Below are 15,197 nucleotides of genomic sequence, written 5' to 3'. Positions count from 1 at the left end.
ATACTATACTTGATTAATATAAAATAATCTTTTTATACGTCAAGTTTTGTCGCTTCTGCCATATATATTTGCTTTTAGGAATGTTTCAATAAAATACACAATTAAACATGATTATATGGAAAATATTTTAGATGAATTTAACGATTTTGACGAAGAAAGCAAACGAATACTTCGAGGAAGCCGTATCATACAATTTGCAGAACTTGAAAAAGGAATTTATGGAAACGATAAAGACCCTTTTGAAGGAATACGAACAGCTCAAACGTTTGATGAAATCTCTAATGAGTATGCACTAAGCACCCCTTTTGGAAAAAATAGTGCTTTTTATAAGCCTACAATTGAAGATTATGATGCTTTGTCTCAGGATTTTTATACAGGGGGGATTAACTATGAACTTCTTGCAAAAGATTTAAAAGAAAAACTAGGACTTATAAAAAGTTTTTTATTTGAACCAGAAAAATATTTGTTGGAAGACAAAACCATTTATTCAGGTTCTTCCTCATTTAATACTCCTGTATTCAACAGTATTAAAAACAATAAACCTTTTTTATACAAAAAGAATGATAAAGAAATTCAGGCTACTTTCGATTTATCCAAATTGAATACCAGAAAGAATTTATTGAGTAATTCTTTCAATTTTGGAATTTATTTTGACAATTATAAAATAACTTATAATCTTAACTTTATCTATAAAGATGGAGAAGATAAGAAGTTTTCTGATGCACAAACAGATGCAACTGAAAGTCCCTATGATTTCAAATTGAATGACGAATACATTGCAATAAAACTTTATACTGGGAATGCAGAAATCTTCATTGAATTTTTACGAATTATAAAAGGTAATTCGCAAGCTGAGCAAATGAAAAATGATATTATTCGATATTATAAACATTTTTTTGCAACCGCTAAAAGCAACCCTGATATTATTGATGCCTTATATGAAAATATTCCTGATTTTGTTTTGGAAGCTCTTACCGATGAAATGCTTTGGAAGGATTTTGTTTCTCTTTCTGGAAAAGGTATTGATACATCTGGTACTAATGAGAATATTTCAATTATTAATCTGCTGAAAGGTGTAAAAAATGCAAATTTGTGGTATAATCAAATCAATAAAAATCCAGAACCCGTTCGTGAATTATTTGAAAAATTCAGCAATAAGCATATTGAAGAGTTAATTACATCTTTTTCAAGAATGGGTTTAAAAAACTGGACAAATAAAGAACTTGAACAAGCATGGAAATTTGATATTGATTATGAAGAATATAAGCCTTCTGACGGTGTTAATGATCCATTTATAAGATATACTGGCTTTGCTTATTATCTGGAAAAAGAAAAAAAGTATAGGGTAGGTACTGCATTATTTGCACATGACCAAGATTCTTTTCCAATGTATTATGATGAAGACGAAATTGGAAATAAAATTGAATCCCCTTTTAGCCCTATGAAGGTGGTAGTTGAAGAGGGTAAAGAATTATATATTCCTTGTTTTGTTGCTGAGTATTTTACTAATAAAAAAATAGACGAAGAGTTTTGGATAATCCTGAATAATATAGCTGCTGGGCTATTACCCGAATTTGGAGCAGGAATTGCGAGAGGGGCTGCTATTTTATCAAGAATTTTAAGCGATAGGAAAATAAAAACAGTAGAAGAACTTATAGAATTCTTAGGAAAAGTAGATCAAAATGTAATGGCGGAAGATTTGGGAAAAGTAGGAATACAGGCACTTTTCAGAGGAACGACAAGAAGTCTAAATGGAGAACTCTTTACGGGAAATATTAACTCAATAGAATATGGAGCTTCAACTTCTACAGACCCGATAAGAGCTGTTATTTTTGGAGTGGAATCCTCATCTAAGCCAGGGACAAAAGGAGTTCTGCAAATTTATGTGCCAAAAGATTTAAGAGGTTTAAATTTACAAGCTCCTAATAGAAGAATGGGTATAGAATTAGAAATAATCATAAACACTTCTCCAGAAAATTTATCTAATTTTACTATTAAGGAAATTCCTATTGAAGAGGCAAGAAAATTAGTAAATAAACTGTATGGTGTTGACATACCAACTAGTATTTCGAATCAAGATTATAGTTTAGAACTATTACGCGAAACAAGAACACTTACACCAAAAGAAGCACTAGAATTTTATAGAAAGGCAATAAAAGTAACATCTAAAAAATAAAAAATGGATACCCAATTAAAAAAAATTTATGAAAGACTATTTGAAAATAGATTTTTTGATAACAAAATATATCTATCTACTCTTGATTTATTATCCAATAATGATATTAAAAAACAAGTTTTAGAACCAATAGACCGGGAGCGATATATATATGTATATAATGTCCATAATGATAATGAAATTATATTAGGTACAAAGTATGACGTAGTATTTGATAAAAAAGATCCAAAAAATTATCAAAAGATAATTTGCGAAATAGATTACGTTTCAATTAAAAAAAATGATAATATCGGGATAATTCCTAAAGGCTACGGAGGCGTTGTTCGCTTAAAATTTAAAGATAAAGTTCCTGAAATTACTAAAGTTCTTAAACAAGACGAAAATGAAAAATATGATAAAGCTAAACATAGCTTTTTATATTTTACTACACAAGAAGTAATGAATAAAATCTTGGAAGAATTAGAAAAATCAGAAAATGTTTAAAATTAGAAACTGTTCAGAAATGAGCGGTTTTTATTAAAATACTCCCCTGAAAATTTATCTAATTTTCGCTGTAAAGGAGATTTCCATAGAGGATGCAAGGAAATTAGTTAATGAATTATACAGAATTTGATATTCCTAAAACAATTACAAGTAACTCTATTCCTAACAGTAATATGTTATTAGAAGAGACTAAAAAATTAACACCTAAAGAAGCACAAGAATTCTATAAAAAGATTATTAGATTTAAAAAATAAAATTTATGAATATATTAACTAATGAAGTGTTTGAAAAGCTAAATGAAAACAAGTTAGTTTTTAATCCCTTCCTTTTTTCGCACAGAGTACATTCAGAATCAGATATTAAATATTATGATTTACCTACAATAAATAAAGAAAAGCAACTTTATTTGGATAATAATAGAAGTGATTTTGATTTTATTATTGGAACAAAATTTAATATAGCTTTTAGAAGAAAGGATGTCAAAGGCTATCAAAAAATTGATGCGGAATTAGATTTTGTTTCTTTAAAAAAGGAGATAATATCGGTGTTATCCCAAAAGGATATGGGGGTATTGTTCGTTTAACATTCACAGATAAAGTTCCTGAAATAACAAAATTACTCGTTCAAAATGAAAATGAAAAGTATGATGATTCAAGAAATGATATAATTTATTTTACTACACAAGAAATAATGGATAAAATATTAGAAGAATTGGAAAAAGTATAGAATACTCAAAATATAGAAAAGACTGTTTCAAAAGATAGTCTCTTTATTTCTTAAAGTATATCTTCAATAAGATCATATATAGAACAGACATTTTAAACCACCTATTGGGTGGTTTTTTTATTGTTGGAAAAAAAACACTAAAATATTTTTATACGTCATGTTCTGTCGCTTCTGGGGGTGATCTTTGCTTCAAGAAAAACACAGGAAATGAAACTAGACTTAAAAACTATTGGTGGACATCTTTTGCCGGAAACCACGTAAAAAAATAAGGCTAAAACCTGAAGATATTCTACTAAAAAGAGCTTCAGATCTCAACCTATTTTAACCTACACAAAATTACACAAAATGAACGAAATGGAAAATAGTACTACAGGCGCACCTGTAGAAAATACCCCATCACAAACTCTTTTCAGATTTGTAAGTCTAAGAAGCCCGGAGTTATCAGATGATACCAAACAAGATAAGAGATTTATTGTTATTCCTCAGGATCTGAAAAATGATAATGCTTTTTATGTTCCGGTTGTTAATGGAACCGGAACGAAACAAAAATTACTGCAAACATGTGCTGCTAATTATGTTAATAACCCTGAACGTATTTCAACAGACCCAAACAGCTCAAATAGTTTAGAAGGTTTCAAAAGAACTTATAAGGCCTATTATGCATTTGGAACCTGGTTAGCAAAAAATAAAAATACCTGCTCGTATAACGAAGTTGTTGCGAAAAAAGCGTTGTTAACTGATTCACAGGCTGCTCCTGTAGCGCCACCTATGATTAGTTTATGGAATAATCTAATTTATCAGGTGGTAACCCAAAAGGATTTTTACGTCAAAGAAGTTGTCATGCAACAGCTTCTGGCTCATCATATTCTTTCTGTATCCAATGAAGAAGAAATGAAAACAGCATTGGGTGCAAGAGTGGTTCTGCCCAAAGAACTGATGATGGAAAATGAATCTATTACCCCATTACAAATTGCTTCAAGAATTGCTTCTGAAGGACCGAAAGAAACTTTCCCAACAGAAGAAATGAAAAGTCAGCAGTTAATTTCTGCTGCAAAGATTAAACTTGAAAGGTATGAAGCCTTAAAGAAAAACCTTTCGGCTGTTGAAAGATCGTATAAAGCAGAATATCAAAAAGGTTACACAGCAAAAGAAGAAGTTTACCGGAATGAAGTTACTTCAATTCTTGAAGAATATAAAAGAGAACTGGCAGCGAATAAAGAGAACTATTGCCAGGTAAGGAATCCAGAGGTAAAATATGATCCGGCAGATCCTTGTCAACAAATTCCGAGTATTCCTGAACCGATATTACCAAAGTTTAACTTTCAGTTCAGACCTGAAATAGAAGCTGACTCTTTATTAAGAGCAATAAAACCCGAAAATTTAGATGCACTGCTTGATATTCTGGGATATAATTTTCAGGCAACCCCAAATAATGAGAGGTCTGCAGAGCTGAGCTCCCTGGATCTTGCAGAATTTTTAGAAGGAAGGAGTACTTTTTCGGAGATTGATTCTTTATTGAAAAATGCAGTTGAAAGATCTAATACTATTATTGTTGAAAATACCAATACTGATCGTGAAGCCTATACCAGTATTGGAGGAGTTCTGATTCCTTTGGCAAGAACAGTGGCAGTACCTTTTACTTATCAGATTTGTCCAAAATATGTTCATCAGGGATTTACCTTTGATATAGCACTTACAGTTCCGGATTCATCATGGGAAGTGAGCAATATCTCTTATGATTTAGCTCCGGGTAATGGTTCTGCAAATATCAGTAGTAACTATTATGTGAAATCCAGATCTGGAAATACAATCTTTCTCAATGACCTTTGTATGCCTGGGTTGGATTTTAATACAATACAGGATGCTTCTTTAAGTGCTAAAATTATGTTTACCAATGGAAAGCTTGCTAATATTTACGTCAGTAAATTACAAGCCAGAAGTTGCTTTTCTGATAATTTTTTACTTGAGGTAGATGGAGAAGACCCCGTAGATACTGAAGATGAAAATAACTTTATTCCATCAGGATTCGGATTTAAACAAATTGGTATTGCAGACTATTTGAAAGTGGAGCAGACTACTCATGCTTATGTTGAGGGTGAAGTAGCCCATATTGAGAATATTATGGCCAGAGAATATCGTGAGAAATCCACCAGAAGATTAAGAAGAAGTGAAAATACGACAACTACTTCTTCTGATACTGAAAGAGAGCAGCTTACTGATACCACAACAGCTACCCGTTTTGAAATGCAGAATGAGATCGCTAAAATGATGCAGGAAGCATCAGACAGCAATACTCAGTTTGGAATAAATGCAAGTTACAAAACAGGAGACGCAAATATCAATACGAGTTTAGGATTAGGCAATGCCAGTCATAGTTCCAGAGATGAGAGCACCAGGCAAGCCATTACTCAGGCCCAGGATATTACCGCGAGAGCTATGGACAGGATTGTCACAAAAGTTCACGAAGAAAGAATCGAGAAAATTATTGAAGAGTTTGAAGAAAATAACTCTCATGGCTTTGATAACAAAAAAGGTGATAAACATGTAGTAGGTGTTTACAGATGGGTAGATAAACTGATGAAGAATCAGATTTACGATTATGGGAAACGTATGATGTTTGAATTTATGATTCCTGAGCCTGCAAAGCTGCATTTGCTGGGAATGGCAAAAAGTAAATTTGTAAAGCCTGAAGATCCCAGGACTTCTGATGCAATGCCAATGAAGGATTATACAGCATTGGAAAATGACGCGGTTTTTAAATATTGGGCAGGAAAATATAATATTACTGCAGACAAAAGATTAGAGCCTGTCATTTATATTTCAAATGCATTTTCTGATAAAAACATTGGAGTTGATAATGAGTATGGAGTGGGAAGGTGGACCGGTGTGTACCATAATAATGATTTTAAAATTCCTGAAAATTATGAAGCTATTTATGTAAAAGGCTCTTTAAGAGCTGGTGCAGGTGCTATGAATGATGGACTGGGAATGAATTCCAGACATACTGTATATATTTGTGGAAAAGAAGCCGGCACTGCAGTAGATATGCCTTTGGATTCCATACGAGATAAAATTACAGTTTCTTTTGTTTCATGGGATATGAAGGGAGTCACCGGTTCGCTTGTTGCGACATGCCAATTGACCCAGGAAGCCAAAAGAGAATGGCAGCAGGAGACGTTCAGGGCTATTATTGATGCTTACGAAGTGGCTGTAATCGAATATAATAATGCTGTTTCTGAGGAAGAAAATAAAGGTACTGCCATTAAAGATTCAAATCCAAATTTTTACAGGCAGATTGAAAATACAATCCTACGGAAAAACTGTATTTCCTATATGGCAGACAGGGCTTCAGACTCTGTTCATGGCTATGGCTTGTCAGGATTGACACAAGGAAATTCATTTACTGATTATGAAACAAAGCTTTCTAAGAATCTTGACCAATACTCTGCTTTTGTAAAATTCATGGAGCAGGCATTTGAATGGGAAAATCTATCCTATTATCTGTACCCTTATTATTGGGGGAATAAACAAAACTGGTCAGATTTATATAAAGCAGAGAATACAGATCCTGTTTTTAAGGCATTTTTACAAAGTGGTATGGCCAGAGTGGTTGCCACTGTACGTCCTGGTTTTGAGGCCGCTGTACAATTCTATCTGGCAACTGGAAAGATCTGGAATGGTGGAGAGGTTCCTGTAATTGGAGATGAACTTTATTTATCAATTGTGGATGAAATGAAGCAGCCTAAAGGGGAAAAACATGGAAAAGCATGGATCACCAGACTTCCTACTACTTTAAATATTCTTCAGGCAGAAAGTATTGGACTGAGAGTCGCTCACGCATTGCCATTTACTACCGAGAATCCAGATGATTTTGAAGTGCCTTCCGAAGTAATTACTGAAGACAGATTCAATTTCGAACCTAATAATAACCTTCTTGGAGTAGAATCACTGGAAGGGCAGAAAGTTATTTCAGGAGACTGGAAATAAAATAGTCATTAACCTTAAAAATTAAAAAAAATGCCAATTATAGGAAAAATTATACGTGTCAATGAATTGCCTCCCATTGGAGAAAGAGAAACCAATGCTATTTATCAGGTAGCAGCACCAGGTTCTCTATCATACACAGATTATGCTGTTGACGAAAACGGAGATTTAAAGACCCATGCCGTTGTTGACGGAACCATTCCCCTGGAATTAGATGATAATCATGTCAGTATTTCAAATGCTGATCTTTTGGCAGAAGGAATAGCAAGCCAGGCTCAATATAATCTTAATACAAGAGAGAAATTAGCTAAGAAATTAGAAATTCCATTGACAGACGGAAATGCACAGGATTATCCTAAAATTATAGGATTGAATGATAACGGGAATGTTGCCAAACTTCCTGCGGGTGATTTGGGAAAAAATATGATGAATGCAAACCTGTCAAACAGCGCTGCAAGAAGTCATACTCTTAATGCCTCATTTTCGATCAATACTTTAGGGAATCCCTATGTATTATCTGGGCTGCCTAATAAGAATTCTGATATTGCTAATTTTCAAAAAGTTGTAGTCCAAAATACCAGCGGCTTAAACGCTGTGGTAGATAATAAAAATTTACTGTTGGAAATGCCCAATCAAATGACAGAAGTTGAAAGGTCATTATGGAAAACGAAAATGAATGGAGGCTGGAGTACTGATACCATGAGTGTGGCTGTTATATCACCACCAATTGTGGATAAAGCAGACCGTCCATTCTGGATCAATCTAAAGGGAGCAAATCTAAACCTTCCATCCATCAGCTTTAAAGTCGAATTATGTACTCAGGATAGTGTTTCAGCTGATACAGCTACTGTTGCTGCTGCTATCCCCGGTTCACAGGTCCAGCTGTATACCAATGGTATTGACCTGACCTTCTATTATAACTTTAAGGATATTCCGACAGGAGAATATAAAATCAGATTGTGGAATGGAGTAGCCTGGTATTTAACAAGTTTTACCATCCGTGTGGTAACTCAGATACAGCGTATTCCTCTCAATAACATTGTTTGGGAACAAAAAATATACAATAATGCGGTATCACCCGCAATTACACAAGCAGGAGCTGCAGTAAGCTACAGTTCCGATAGCAATGTAAAGGCTCTTGCCGATGATTCTACTTTTATCGCTGCAAGAAAGACGAATCAACTGATTGGAGCAGATGAAGATTTTTACATGAGTGTTGAAATTACAGGTAAAACTGCAACAATTAACGGACCTAACGGTTTTGGAACGATGACTCATTTTGTAGGATTAGTAAATGCTGCCAGTGGAGTAGACCTACTAAATCAAACAGTTGCGAATGTAAGGCTGGTTCAGTCTTACTGGTATCCTATGGGAAAAATATTTCCCGATAATTCAGCTGAATCAGTAACTACTGCGGAGCCTACTTATGCCCTTAATGCAACATTTATAAGACGAGGTGGAAGCTGGACAGTCATTGTCAATTTCAATAACAAGACGGTTACCTATACCAAAACAGGCTATACAGGCCCGGTTGCCTTTGGAATGTACAACATGAATACCATGGGGAATACAGGGGTAAGTGCCAATATCGTTGAACTGTATAAATTATAACCTTTATTAAGCTTTGAGCTTAAAGCAATAAAAAGGCAGAGCCTGAAAATTCTGCCTTTCAATCAAATAGTGTCTATAAACTTAGCCACGAATTATTTAACCAAGCAAAATTTTAAAACAATGAAAGAAAAATTATTAATCCCTGAAGAGGTACAGCAACTTTTAAAAGAAATCAATACGACAAATCTAAACCTGGGGGAAATTCAAATCTCTGAACATCCTCTGCTCTCAACTTTTAACAGATTTATCAGGATCAATAAAATGGTGGTAGATACAGAGCTTCCAAGAATCTATCTCTTTTACCAGCAGGTTTTAAGAGATAAAGAAACGAATGAAATTGAACCTTCAAACCTCCCGACTCCTGAATGGCTGATTGGGGAAGAAGAATGGTCAAGCCTTAGAGATGAAAACTTTAACAGGATATTGGTTCCTCTAGTAGATGAAGAAACCCAGAACCCTGTTCTGGATGAGGACGGACATCCCAAAACATCTATTGTCAAAGTGAATACCCATCATTACATGCTTTGGCTTGTGAAGAACAATAAAATAGGTTTTCTGGATCTTCTGAAAAGCTATTTACAGGAATTTGCTGAGATGAAAAGCAATGAGCTGAACAGGCTTTCTTAATACATTGATTATTTAAACGATCATTTCACTGGCAGGGTCTTAAAGCCCTGCCTTTATTCACCTTAAAAAATCACAAAATGAGTTTAGAAATTTTAAATAATCCTCTGTTGAGGAACATCAAGGATTTCTTTCCGGAGAAGAGTAGTCCTGATCCTTTTGAGACTATTTTTCCGGTGCAGGAATCTCCTCCGGAATTAAAGCAAAAAACGTCAAGGCAAATTGCCAATACTTATTACGGTGGGAAACCCGTTGTAGACGGTAATGGATTTCAGATCTATTCGGATGATCCTGTATTTGGAGGAAATATCGACGAAGTTGTTGTCTATAAAAGCAGATTCAGACAGACTATAGCCGGAATTGATGTTGTTCTTTTTGCCAGTAAAAACGGAGCATTTCTTTTGCAGCGTTATATGGAAGCTTTACCGAATAGTAATGAACTGATTCTTTTTTTAGAAATTGATGACCGTTACAATCATAATACAGTAATGCGTGCAGTAGCGGGAGCAGGACTTACGAATAAAAAGGATATGCCTTTTGCAGACATTCTCAGTTTTACAAGAAAACATGAAGTAACCGTTACACCAAAATCACTCAGAAACCTTATTGAAAAAGGGATTTACAGAAATAAAGTTGATTTTATAAGCTGGTTTCTGGGGCTTAAAGATAAAAGTATCGGAGAAATATTCAGTTTTTTTAAGCAGGAAGCATTAGAAGGAGCGTCAGTGTTTTTTACAAAAGGTATTGCCGAAAATATTGTCAAACTAAGAATTTCAGAGAACGGATGGAATCCCAATCCGAAAGAAGGAGAATATAATCCCACTTTTATTCCGGAGGTCTTTTATAAAGAGATCAAAGATTTCTATGAACATAAAGCATCCCAGAACCCTTATGAAAATCTTGCGGGCCAGAAAAAAATCAATGCTAAAATTGTAAAATCTTTTTTTGAAAGCATCAATGAGGTAAAGGATGGTTTTAATAGTCTGCTGAATAACGCTGAAACTTTATTTCCCACTTTTATCTATAAAAGAATTAATAAATCTCTGACCTTCTTTTTCAACCAGATCGATAAGCTGGAGAAGTTTATTGCAGACCCACTCACCGGAATGCAGCATATTGTGTACAGAAACTATCAGATTGCCAATGCCTTTCTTTGTGGAATCTATAACAGTCTGGTTGATATTATTGCCGGAATTTTCTCCATCATAGGCTTTATCTTCAAAGCAGTCGCTGCCATGGATAAAGTGAATGACAGGAAAGTGGAATATGGGGAAATGTTCCTGGAACTGATGGAAGACCTGCTGGAAGGTATTCTGACTTTTAATTATGTGGAGTTCTTTAAGGAATGCATTACGTTTCAGCTAAAAACCATCGTCCGTCTGGTAAAATGGGTAGAAAAAAATCTTCCTAAGATCACACTGGAAAAAGCGGCCTATTATTACGGGTATATCATTGGGATTATCATTGATATTATTGTGGAAACACTTCTTACAAGTGGAACTGCAGCAGTCGCCAGGCTGGCCAAATCCGTAGAAAGTTTTATCCTGAACCCTTTGGAAAAGATTACCAAAGCGATTACAGCATCAGAGAATGCTCTCAACAGGATTATAGAATTTATTCGAATGATTCTCCGGGAATTTAAAAAGGGATCAAAAGAAATTTTTTCTAAATTAGAAAAGATTTTAAATGAGGTCTTTGGTTTTGGCGAAGAGGTTGCTGATTACGGCTTATCTCCTAAACAGAAGATGGCGAAGGATAAGCAGAGGAGGACTCAGGAGAAGATTAATCAGAAAAATAAAGTTTTCCCTGATATTGTAAAAGGAGGTGATCCTACTAAAAATTTCGCTGAGAATGCAGGAATAAAAATAGAAATATTTGTAAGTGAAACTAAAATTTTTGGGCAGTCTACAGATTATACATGTGCCGCTACTTCTTTGAGAATGACATTACATGACAAAGATATTTTATTATTAGAAGATGAATTGGCAAGAGCTTTAAAAACCGATGCTAATGGAGCTTCAATTTTAGATATTCCTGAGGCTTTATATTTTAAAAGATTGGAAGATCAGGTAACAGCTATTGCTGAAAAAGACATCAAGTTTTCAAAGTTATTAGAAAAACTAGAAGATGGAGATAAAGCAATTGTAAGTTTAAGGACAGATGAGTTTAAAGGCCATGCTGTAGTATTGGAAAAAGTGGAAGATGGAAAGGTATTTTTACGTGACCCTTTACCTATGAAACAAGGAGCTTCTTATTCTATGAATATAGAAGACTTTGAGAAGATATTTAATGACAAAGCAGTAATTATAAAAAAATAAAGTGATGACAGAACAAGGAAATATACAATACAATACAAAAGGAGAGAAACCTTTAAAGGGGTATCAGATAGTTAGAGTGAGAAATATCTCCCACTCAAAAGAAGTATTAGATAATTTTAAGAATGCGGTTCTAACAATCTTAAAAAACAAGAATTTAAGTGATGAAGACCCTAAATGGGAGGAGTTATTACCACAAGGTATAGTAAACAAGATAAAACAATTGGATGATAATGATAAAAAATATGATGAATTATTAAAAAGTGTAAATATGTCTGTTTATAAATTCCAAAAAATAAAAGATTGGGAATGGTATAGCTCCTTAGAAACAGAAAAAGGATTTGATATTATTGTTAAAGGTAAGTTTAATGCTGGACAATTCATCAATTTCATTCATTGTCAAAATGTCCCTTTAGATGATATCAGGGTTATAGATGCAGATAAGCTGGAAGTTTATGAGTTAAAAACAATTAAAGATTATACTTCTTATAAGGTCTTAAAATAAGATAACTTAATATTTATAAACAGAACCATTCTTGAATTATAGTAGAGAATGGTTTTCAACCATAAAACCTCTAACTGCAAAGATAAAATGATAACAGAATCAGGCAACATACAATATAATATTAGGGGAGAAAAACCTTTAAAAGGATATCAGATTGTTAGAGTGAGAAATATAGCTCATTCAAAAGAAGTATTAGAGAATTTTAAGAATGCAGTTTTAACAATTATAAAAAACAAGAATTTAAGTGATGAGGATCCTAAGTGGGAGCAACTACTACCTAAGGGAATTGTAAACAAGCTCAAACAATTAAGTGACGATGACTACAAATATGATGAACTTTTATATAGAGTTCATTCAAGTGTTGATAATTTTCTTGATAAAGATATCAGAAGATGGGAATGGTATAGCTCTTTAGAAACAGAAAAAGGATTTGATATTATTGTAAAAGGTAAATTTAATGCATGGCAATTCATTAGCTTTATCCATTGTCAAAATGTTCCTTTAGATAATATTAGAATCATAGATTCAGATAAGCAAGAAATTTATGAGCTAAAAACAATAAAAGACTATACAACATATAAAACCCTTAAATAGGACTTTTACTGCTTAAAGCCACTTCATATTATGAAGTGGTTTCTCTTTAGTTAATAAAGATTTTAAATGAGGTCTTTGGTTTTGGCGAAGAGGTTGCGGATTATGATTTGTCTCCTGCGGAGAAAACAGTGAAGGATAAGCAGAAGAAGCGTGAGATAAATAAACTTAATGATGCAAAAAAAGCACAAATAAGGAATGATAAATTTAACTCAAAAGCAGATCCTGTTTTAGATTTATTAGGAAATGCATCAAGATCACATCCTGAAAGATTAAAAGATATTATAGCTGATTTAAAAAATAAAAGTGTAGAGATCATTTATAGATCAGATGAAGCATTAGGATATTCCCCTGGATTAAGAGAAGGAATACCGGGACAAATTATAATTCATGAGAATGCGTCTATTTCTGCTTGGGAGCATGAATATATACATTTTTTAAATGATGAAGAAAGAGGCTTCTTGGGTATGAAATCATTGTATGATTCAAATTATAGGGTATTAACTGAAGTAAATGCATATACGAAAGAAATAGAATTTGTAAAATCTTTAGGTAAAAATAATGATAAAATAATAAAACAGTTAAAACAAAATTTCTTTGAAGAGTTTAAATATATTATTGAAAACTTTGGAGATATTACGAGTACAGATTTAATAGATAGGATAAAAAACTTTAAAAATTTATAAAAATGGGACATATTTTACCACTCAATTCAACTATAGAAAAAATGAGTGATGCTGAACTACAAAAAAACTTTGCAAAGAAACCAGTGATTTTTGGCAAGCAAAATTACTATCCCGTATTTGCAAAGAGAATAGATAAATTCAAAGATTTTCTTTTTTCAGAATTAATTGATGTTAATAATATTGATGATTTTGTGATGGGAGGTGTAACTACTTCATGGTTAATCGCTATTGCAATATTAGACTACTCTGATAACGAACTTTATAAAGCAGAAATGGTTACGTTAATTAAACAAAATTGGGATGATGGAAATTTTAAAAATTTCCTGAACTATATTAAAAATGAAGAACAGTTTATAAGATATTTTAAATAATTAAAATCGCTTCTTAGGAGGCGGTCTCATTTTTTTAATACTTAGTCCTTAAAAAGACTGACTAAAATCATTAAACCAGACATCCTAATGAAACTCAAAAAGGTATCTTCAAAAGACAAAGTTTAAACAGTTTCAATTTAAAATAAATTATGAAAAAAATATTAATACTATTTATTTTACTGTCAATTAAAGGCTATTCAGCAAAAATAAATTTTAAAGACCCTAACTTTAAAAGTAAACTTTTACTTGAAAATGTAGCCAAGGATATCAATGGAAAATATATCATTATTGATCAGAATAACGATAAAGAAATAGACGAAAATGAGTGCGAAAAAATATTTTATTTAGATATTTCCAATTCAAAAATTAAAAATTTAGATGGAATTAAAAATTTCAAAAATTTAATCTATTTGAATTGTACTAATAATTCTATTTATCAAATTGATGAGTTGAACGATTTGGAAAACCTGACTGATTTAGAAATAGAAAATAATTCTATTGAAATATTTAGTTTAAATAATAAACAGAAACTGAAATCAATAATGGCAGAGAAATCTGGTATTAAAAATGTAAAATTAGAAAATTGTCTGTCGTTGGAAATAGTTTTATTTGCCAATAATCAAATTGAGAATATAGAAATTTCTTTCTCTCCACTTTTAAAAGCAATTTCTGTTGAAAATAATAAAATTAAAAAGATAGAATTAACTAATTTTCCGGTTGTACAAGATGCTTTTTTACACAACAATGAATTGAGAGAAGTGAATGTCTCAAATTGTTATTATCTGCAATCATTAGATATTGAAAATAACAAGGTAGAAAAGATAATTTTTGAAAATAATTTTAAGCTCAAATCTATACTTGCTGCTAACAATCAATTAAGAGATTTAAATATTACAGAATTGTCAGCATTGGAAGACTTAGATTTAGATTCAAATATGATATCTTCACTCGATGCAATAAAAAATACACGATTAAAAAATATTTATTTAGATGAAAATAAATTAAAATCACCTCAGTAAATGTTGATGGGATTAGTTTTTATAATAATCCTTTGAAATCTATATGTATTGACCCAAAGATGAAAAAGAAAATAATTTCCAGTTTAAAAGAAAATGACATAAAAGA

General features: G+C 32.5%; 12 protein-coding genes. All 12 read left to right on the top strand.

Features of this window, described 5'->3' with window-relative positions; genetic code table 11:
- Positions 1–115: 115 nt before the first annotated feature.
- The 12 genes from ACPF63_RS21125 to ACPF63_RS21070 all read left to right on the top strand — a co-directional run bounded on the left by ACPF63_RS21125 (position 116) and on the right by ACPF63_RS21070 (position 15,091).
- A complete protein-coding gene (locus tag ACPF63_RS21125; RefSeq protein ID WP_426481204.1) occupies positions 116–2,176 on the top strand; it encodes a hypothetical protein in 2,061 nt (686 codons plus the stop codon).
- Positions 2,177–2,179: 3 nt separating this feature from the next.
- Positions 2,180–2,659, top strand: coding sequence for a hypothetical protein (locus tag ACPF63_RS21120; protein WP_426481203.1), 480 nt, complete (start codon positions 2,180–2,182; stop codon positions 2,657–2,659).
- A 259-nt stretch (positions 2,660–2,918) separates the two neighbouring features.
- Complete coding sequence (locus ACPF63_RS21115; RefSeq protein ID WP_426481202.1) at positions 2,919–3,242, top strand: hypothetical protein; 324 nt, start codon at positions 2,919–2,921, stop codon at positions 3,240–3,242.
- A gap of 488 nt (positions 3,243–3,730) precedes the next feature.
- Positions 3,731–7,372, top strand: a complete 3,642-nt coding sequence (locus tag ACPF63_RS21110; protein ID WP_426481201.1) for a hypothetical protein — start codon at positions 3,731–3,733, stop codon at positions 7,370–7,372.
- 30 nt (positions 7,373–7,402) lie between these two features.
- Positions 7,403–8,980, top strand: coding sequence for a hypothetical protein (locus ACPF63_RS21105; RefSeq protein ID WP_426481200.1), 1,578 nt, complete (start codon positions 7,403–7,405; stop codon positions 8,978–8,980).
- 120 nt (positions 8,981–9,100) lie between these two features.
- Positions 9,101–9,607 (top strand): hypothetical protein, encoded by a 507-nt coding sequence (locus ACPF63_RS21100; RefSeq protein WP_426481199.1) that lies wholly within the window; start codon positions 9,101–9,103, stop codon positions 9,605–9,607.
- 77 nt (positions 9,608–9,684) lie between these two features.
- A complete protein-coding gene (locus tag ACPF63_RS21095) occupies positions 9,685–11,922 on the top strand; it encodes a cysteine peptidase family C39 domain-containing protein (RefSeq protein WP_426481198.1) in 2,238 nt (745 codons plus the stop codon).
- Positions 11,923–11,926: 4 nt separating this feature from the next.
- The gene (locus ACPF63_RS21090) at positions 11,927–12,424 is read left to right on the top strand and encodes a hypothetical protein (RefSeq protein ID WP_426481197.1); all 498 of its coding nucleotides are present in this window, start codon (positions 11,927–11,929) and stop codon (positions 12,422–12,424) included.
- 87 nt (positions 12,425–12,511) lie between these two features.
- A complete protein-coding gene (locus ACPF63_RS21085; RefSeq protein WP_426481196.1) occupies positions 12,512–13,018 on the top strand; it encodes a hypothetical protein in 507 nt (168 codons plus the stop codon).
- 128 nt (positions 13,019–13,146) lie between these two features.
- Positions 13,147–13,701, top strand: a complete 555-nt coding sequence (locus ACPF63_RS21080) for a hypothetical protein (protein ID WP_426481195.1) — start codon at positions 13,147–13,149, stop codon at positions 13,699–13,701.
- A 2-nt stretch (positions 13,702–13,703) separates the two neighbouring features.
- Positions 13,704–14,072 carry a hypothetical protein gene (locus ACPF63_RS21075; RefSeq protein WP_426481194.1) on the top strand — a complete coding sequence of 123 codons (369 nt, stop codon included), beginning with the start codon at positions 13,704–13,706 and terminating at the stop codon, positions 14,070–14,072.
- A 149-nt stretch (positions 14,073–14,221) separates the two neighbouring features.
- Positions 14,222–15,091, top strand: coding sequence for a hypothetical protein (locus tag ACPF63_RS21070; protein ID WP_426481193.1), 870 nt, complete (start codon positions 14,222–14,224; stop codon positions 15,089–15,091).
- Positions 15,092–15,197 lie beyond the last annotated feature (106 nt).

Source organism: Chryseobacterium sp. R2ACT005, from assembly GCF_049949215.1.
In the GTDB taxonomy this organism is placed as follows: domain Bacteria; phylum Bacteroidota; class Bacteroidia; order Flavobacteriales; family Weeksellaceae; genus Chryseobacterium.
This window is presented reverse-complemented; position numbering and strand designations above follow the sequence as displayed.

Excerpts from the sequence above, each read along its gene's own strand:
- ACPF63_RS21125 (WP_426481204.1), top strand. The coding sequence starts at position 116 with ATGGAAAATATTTTAGATGAATTTAACGATTTTGACGAAGAAAGCAAA.
- ACPF63_RS21120 (WP_426481203.1), top strand. The coding sequence starts at position 2,180 with ATGGATACCCAATTAAAAAAAATTTATGAAAGACTATTTGAAAATAGA.
- ACPF63_RS21115 (WP_426481202.1), top strand. The coding sequence starts at position 2,919 with ATGAATATATTAACTAATGAAGTGTTTGAAAAGCTAAATGAAAACAAG.
- ACPF63_RS21110 (WP_426481201.1), top strand. The coding sequence starts at position 3,731 with ATGAACGAAATGGAAAATAGTACTACAGGCGCACCTGTAGAAAATACC.
- ACPF63_RS21105 (WP_426481200.1), top strand. The coding sequence starts at position 7,403 with ATGCCAATTATAGGAAAAATTATACGTGTCAATGAATTGCCTCCCATT.
- ACPF63_RS21100 (WP_426481199.1), top strand. The coding sequence starts at position 9,101 with ATGAAAGAAAAATTATTAATCCCTGAAGAGGTACAGCAACTTTTAAAA.
- ACPF63_RS21095 (WP_426481198.1), top strand. The coding sequence starts at position 9,685 with ATGAGTTTAGAAATTTTAAATAATCCTCTGTTGAGGAACATCAAGGAT.
- ACPF63_RS21090 (WP_426481197.1), top strand. The coding sequence starts at position 11,927 with ATGACAGAACAAGGAAATATACAATACAATACAAAAGGAGAGAAACCT.
- ACPF63_RS21085 (WP_426481196.1), top strand. The coding sequence starts at position 12,512 with ATGATAACAGAATCAGGCAACATACAATATAATATTAGGGGAGAAAAA.
- ACPF63_RS21075 (WP_426481194.1), top strand. The coding sequence starts at position 13,704 with ATGGGACATATTTTACCACTCAATTCAACTATAGAAAAAATGAGTGAT.
- ACPF63_RS21070 (WP_426481193.1), top strand. The coding sequence starts at position 14,222 with ATGAAAAAAATATTAATACTATTTATTTTACTGTCAATTAAAGGCTAT.